Source organism: Streptomyces sp. NPDC059900, from assembly GCF_050270335.1.
Taxonomy (GTDB): Bacteria; Actinomycetota; Actinomycetes; order Streptomycetales; family Streptomycetaceae; genus Streptomyces.
Genome location: NZ_JBNNJZ010000595.1, coordinates 1 through 4,817, shown reverse-complemented (window position 1 = coordinate 4,817; position 4,817 = coordinate 1). Strand labels below are relative to the sequence as shown.

Sequence of the window (4,817 nt, the reverse complement as noted above, 5' to 3'; positions counted from 1 at the left end):
GAGTTCGGGCCCGCCGTAGGAGAAGGCGGCGTTCAGCTTGTCGCCCTCCGGCCGCTTGGTCTTGCCCGTCGTCGTGTCGAGGCGGCCGGGCAGAGTGACCCAGGAGTCGCGCGGCAGGCTGACCAGGCTGGAGCCGTTGGCCCCGGTGTGCAGCAGCATCATCGAGTCGGTGCGCCGCCCGCCGCCCCCGCCCGCCTTCAGGTCCCGTACGGCGTCCTCCGAAAGGCCGTCGCGGCTGTCCGAGCCCACGATGAGGTAGTTGGTGCCTTTGCCGGGCGGCGGCCGGTCCCCGTACGCGCCCAGGTCCACGTCACGGTCGAGCCGGGTCTCCGCCCAGCCGTATGTACCGCCCGTCGCGGCGATCACGACACCGAACAGGACGAGCACCGCCCGCCGCAGCCTCCTGTGCTTCTTCGACTGCCGGGCGTGCGCGCGCCGGGGCCCGTAGCGTGAGCTGGGCCGTTCGGCGAAGGGCGTGATCTGGCCGGCCCGCCGGTCGAGCGGGTCTGTCATGGTCGGCTCCCTTCCAGGCTCCGCCGCTCCTCTTCGGAGGGCGCTTCGAGGAGATACGGATCGGCGGTCCCCGAGCGCTGCATGCTGTGCCACTTCAGGCGGGTGCCGAGCAGCGCCGTGGTCACGGAGTGGATGACCACCAGGTACATCAGCTGCCGGTACACGAACTGCTGGAGCGGAAGCGCCCACAGCACGCGCAGCCGTTCGCGGTCGAGCCGCAGCGCGTAGGCGGCGGTGACCAACTGCACGGACAGGAAGCCGAGCCAGACGAGGGCGGCTTCCAGGGGGTCGCGGAACACCGCCCCGAACAGGGCGAACATGTCGACGACCGGCGCGCACAGCGGAAGGACGATCTGGAACAGCGTGACGTAGAGCAGTACGCGACGGCCGAAGCGCCCCGCGGGTCCCACCTCCGTGACCGCGTGCCGGTGCTTCCACATCGACTGGAGGGTTCCGTAGCACCAGCGGTAGCGCTGCCGCCACAACTGCCGGATGCTGACCGGCACTTCGGTCCAGGCGACCGCCGACTCCTCGTAGACGACGCGCCAGCCGGCCCGCCAGAGCGCCATCGTGAGGTCGGTGTCCTCGGCCAGGGTCTCGTCGCTGACACCGCCGACGCCCATCAGGGCGTCCCTGCGGAAGGCGCCGATCGCCCCCGGCACCGTCGGCATGCACTCCAGGACCTCGAACATCCGCCGGTCGAGGTTGAAGCCGAGCACGTACTCCAGGTGCTGCCATTTGCCCAGCAGACGGCGCCGGTTGCCGACCTTGGTGTTGCCGCTGACCGCGCCGACCGCCGGGTGGGCGAGCGGCTGGACGAGACGGGCCAGTGCCTCGGGTTCGAAGATGGTGTCCGCGTCGACCATCACGACGATGTCGTGGCGGGCGTGGGCCAGGCCGGTGTTGAGGGCGCTCGGCTTGCCTCCGTTGGGCTGCCGGATCACCGTCACCCGCGGGTCGTCGATGTCCTCGGCGATGTCGGCCGTGGCGTCGGTCGACCCGTCGTCGATCACGATGATCTGGAAGTGCGGGTGGGTGGAGGCGAGCAGGGAGTGCACGGTGGAGGCGATGCCCGCCTCCTCGTTGTACGCGGGGACGAGGACCGTCACCGGGTCGCGCACTTCCCGCAGCCGTGGCGCGCCGGGCCGGTAGCGGTGCAGCCTGCGCACGTGCAGCCGGGCGAACAGCATGAACAGGAGCATCCGCAGGACGCCGAGCACGCCCGCGAGCGTCAGCGTCCACACCATCACGGTGAGGAAGGCACGCCCGAGCTTCTGCGACCAGATCAGCCCCTCGCCCTTGATCTCCTGCGCGACCGGGACCGACCGGACGAAGGAGGGACGGCCGAGGCCCCCGCTGACGGTGGTGAACGACTTCACCCCGCGGTCCTTCAGGATGTCCTCGGCCTCGCGGTAGCCGAGGTCGGTCTGGCTGTGCTGCGACACGAGGCCGCGCCACGGCTTGCGGTCCTTGTAGTCCGACGCGACCACCAGGTATCCCTGCGCCGCCGCTCGCCCCGCCGCCGTCCACTCGGGGCCGCAGAGCGTGTCCGCGGCCGTGGTGTGCGGCAGCCGCAGCAGGGTGGTGTTGACGCCGGCCGCTCCCGCGAAGGCGCTCTGGGTGAGGGACAGTTCGAGGCGTGCCCGCAGCGGCGAAGCGACACCGAGGTCGCCGCCGCTGTAGGTGTACGAGCCGACCTCGTGGCCCTCGCGCACGATCCGCCGCATCAGCTTCGGATGCCGGGCCGCGTCCTTCCCGTAGACGAAGAAGGTCGCCCGTGCGTGGTGCCGGCGCAGCAGGTCGAGCAGGCGCGGCGTCCACTGCGGGTCGGGCCCGCCGTCGAAGGTGAGCGCGACGGTCCGCGGCGGCATGGCCGTGGTGGCGACCCCCTTCGGGCCGAAGGTGAGGATCGGCTGCCCGTCGTCCGCCTCGCGCGGGATCGGGCGGGTGCACGGCGGCTTGGTGCGTGCGGAGTCGACCTGGTGGGTCGTCCAGCCCTCGAAGAGGAGGGCGACGGTGACCACGAGCAGGACGAGCAGGAGGACGAGCCAGTGTCCGCGCGGCGGGCGGTGGACAGCGGCCTGCCGGCTCACTGCCCCGGGCCCCCGGCCGGCGGGGCGGTTCTGCCTGCGGGCGGGGGCCGGCGGTCGTGGCGGTCCGCGCGGTCCCCGGCCTGTGCTCCGCGGGCGTCGGCACGGGCCGGTGTCCCGGAGTCGCTCCGCGCCTCGCCGGTGTCCCGGCCGGTGGACGCCGGGGCGTTCGTACTCGGTGGTCGCGTGCCGACGGGTTCCAGAAGTCCGCTGACCAGCGTGCCGACGAACAGCAGATACCCGAGGCAGGCGCCGCCGACGATCAGGGCCATGCCTTGCAGGGTCCGCTTGCGCAGGCCCGACTGGTCGATGAATACGGGGTCTTGTGGCGTGACGGGCCGGGGACGCCGCCGCACGGGCGCGGCCCGGGGCTCCGGCTCCTGACCCGGCGGGCCCGGCCGGCCCGGCGTACGGGGATGCCCGGGCGACAATCGCCCGTCGTGCGGTGTGCTGGCTATGTGGGGGGTGCCCTGCACTGGTGCTCCTGATCTGTGGCCGCGCACGCGCGACTCTTTATGTGGGGGGACGGGCCCGGGGGCCCGCTGTACTGCACGTGAGACGTCAGGAGCCGCACCCCGTGGCCCGGTGCGCACGGGTGGGCTCCCGTACGCGCGAGCATGCCCCGCGCCCACTCCGGGAGGGGCCGGAGAAGCCGCGTACAGCATGTGCCCGACGAGGGCCGGGAGGCCGAGGTGCCGCCGTCAGCCGTCACGCAGCCCCCGACCCTACTCGGGCGAACCGGGTCGGGCACCCCCGAACGGACGGTGGCGGCCATCACTCCGGGGTGCGGCAACACACCGTTAACCGGTCGGCAACTGGGCCCGTCTCCGGGAGCACGCGGGCGCGGACGGGCAACACCGGGCGTTCACCTCGCGGTCCGCTGTCCGACGCCGTACCTGCCGGAAAGGCTTCACGGCAAGATCACATAGTGCTCTCTGTCATTAAATGCCCATGACAGACAGGATCGCCTTCATGGCCAACTCCCGCAAAGACCGGTCCCGCAGGAACGAGCCCGGCAGGCACCGGCCCTCTTACGGCCGGCTCGCCCTCGTCACGGCCGTCGCCGCCCTGGCCGCCACCCTGCCCCTGAACTCCGGCGCCCTCGCGGCCACCGCCCTGCCCGCCGTCCAGCCGCGCGCCGAGACCCCCGCCCTGCACGACGACACAGCGGGCGGCGACGCGGACGCCGACGACCCGGCGATCTGGCGCAACCCCGCCGACCCCGGCCGCAGCCTGGTCGTGGCGACCGCCAAGCAGGGCGGGCTTCGCGTCTACGACCTCGACGCGCGCGAGGTGCAGTCCGTCGCGGCGCCCGCCGCGCCGGGCCCCGACGACGCGCCGGGCCGCTTCAACAACGTCGACCTGGTGCACGGTCTGCGCCTGTCGTCGGGGCGCGCGGACCTGGCGGTGACCAGCGACCGCGGCAGCGACCGGCTGCGCGTCTACCGCATCGACCGCGACCGCGCGGGCGGCCCGCTCACCGATGTCACCGACCCGGCCGCGGCGCCCGTCTTCTCGTCCTCGCAGGAGGAGATCAACGAGCAGCGCACCGCGTACGGCCTCGCGACCTGGACGGACCCGTCGACGGGCCGGTCCTACGCTCTGGTCAGCCGCCGGGAGCGGACGAGCATCGCCCTGGTCGAACTGACCGCGAAGAGCGGCGGGAAGGTCGGCTACCGCAAGGTCCGCACTCTCGACCTGCCCGCCGAATTCCGTCTGCCGAACGGGACTTCGTGGTCGCCGTGCGGCGAGCCCGGCGAGCTGCCACAGGTCGAGGGCATGGTGGTGGATCCGGCCGGCGGCACGCTGTACGCCGGCCAGGAGGACGTCGGTATCTGGCGGCTGCGCGCCGACCTGACCGGCAAGCCGCAACTGGTGGACAAGGTGCGCGAGTACGGGGTCCCCGGTACGTACGACCCCTCGACCGAGGAGTGCTCCGCGGGCGCCGACCCCGGCTATGGCGGCAAGCACCTGAAGGCCGACGTGGAGGGTCTGACGCTGCTGCGCCAGGGCCGGGGCGACGGCTATCTGCTTGCCTCCAGCCAGGGCGACAACACCTTCGCCGCCTACGACCGCGAGCTGTCCGACGGCAACGAGTACGAGGGCGGCTTCCGCGTCGGTGCCGCGTCCGCCGCGCTCGACGGCTCCGAGGAGTGCGACGGCGCCGCGGTCCTGGGCGAACCGCTGGGCGACCGGTATCCGCACGGGCTGCTC

4 protein-coding genes are annotated in these 4,817 nt (G+C 72.8%); 1 reads left to right on the top strand and 3 read right to left on the bottom strand.

The annotated features are described in order from the left end of the window. The 3 genes from ACQKIP_RS39925 to ACQKIP_RS39915 form a co-directional block, all read right to left on the bottom strand. Positions 1-513: LCP family protein (locus ACQKIP_RS39925; protein ID WP_427745290.1), on the bottom strand; the 513-nt coding region annotated here is incomplete at its 3' end. After that, a complete protein-coding gene (locus tag ACQKIP_RS39920) occupies positions 510-2,606 on the bottom strand; it encodes a bifunctional polysaccharide deacetylase/glycosyltransferase family 2 protein (protein WP_365866780.1) in 2,097 nt (698 codons plus the stop codon). The genes ACQKIP_RS39925 and ACQKIP_RS39920, both read right to left, overlap by 4 nt. Next, positions 2,603-2,875, bottom strand: coding sequence for a hypothetical protein (locus ACQKIP_RS39915; protein ID WP_365866777.1), 273 nt, complete (start codon positions 2,873-2,875; stop codon positions 2,603-2,605). Before ACQKIP_RS39915 ends, ACQKIP_RS39920 begins: the two co-directional genes overlap by 4 nt. Before the next feature lie 679 nt (positions 2,876-3,554). On the opposite strand from ACQKIP_RS39915, the gene ACQKIP_RS39910 reads away from it, so the two are divergent. Further along, positions 3,555-4,817, top strand: a 1,263-nt coding sequence (locus tag ACQKIP_RS39910) for a phytase (protein WP_427745289.1), incomplete at its 3' end; no start/stop codon positions are given.

Coding starts and splice junctions, on each gene's coding strand:
- ACQKIP_RS39915 (WP_365866777.1), bottom strand. CDS start 2,875: ATGGCCCTGATCGTCGGCGGCGCCTGCCTCGGGTATCTGCTGTTCGTC.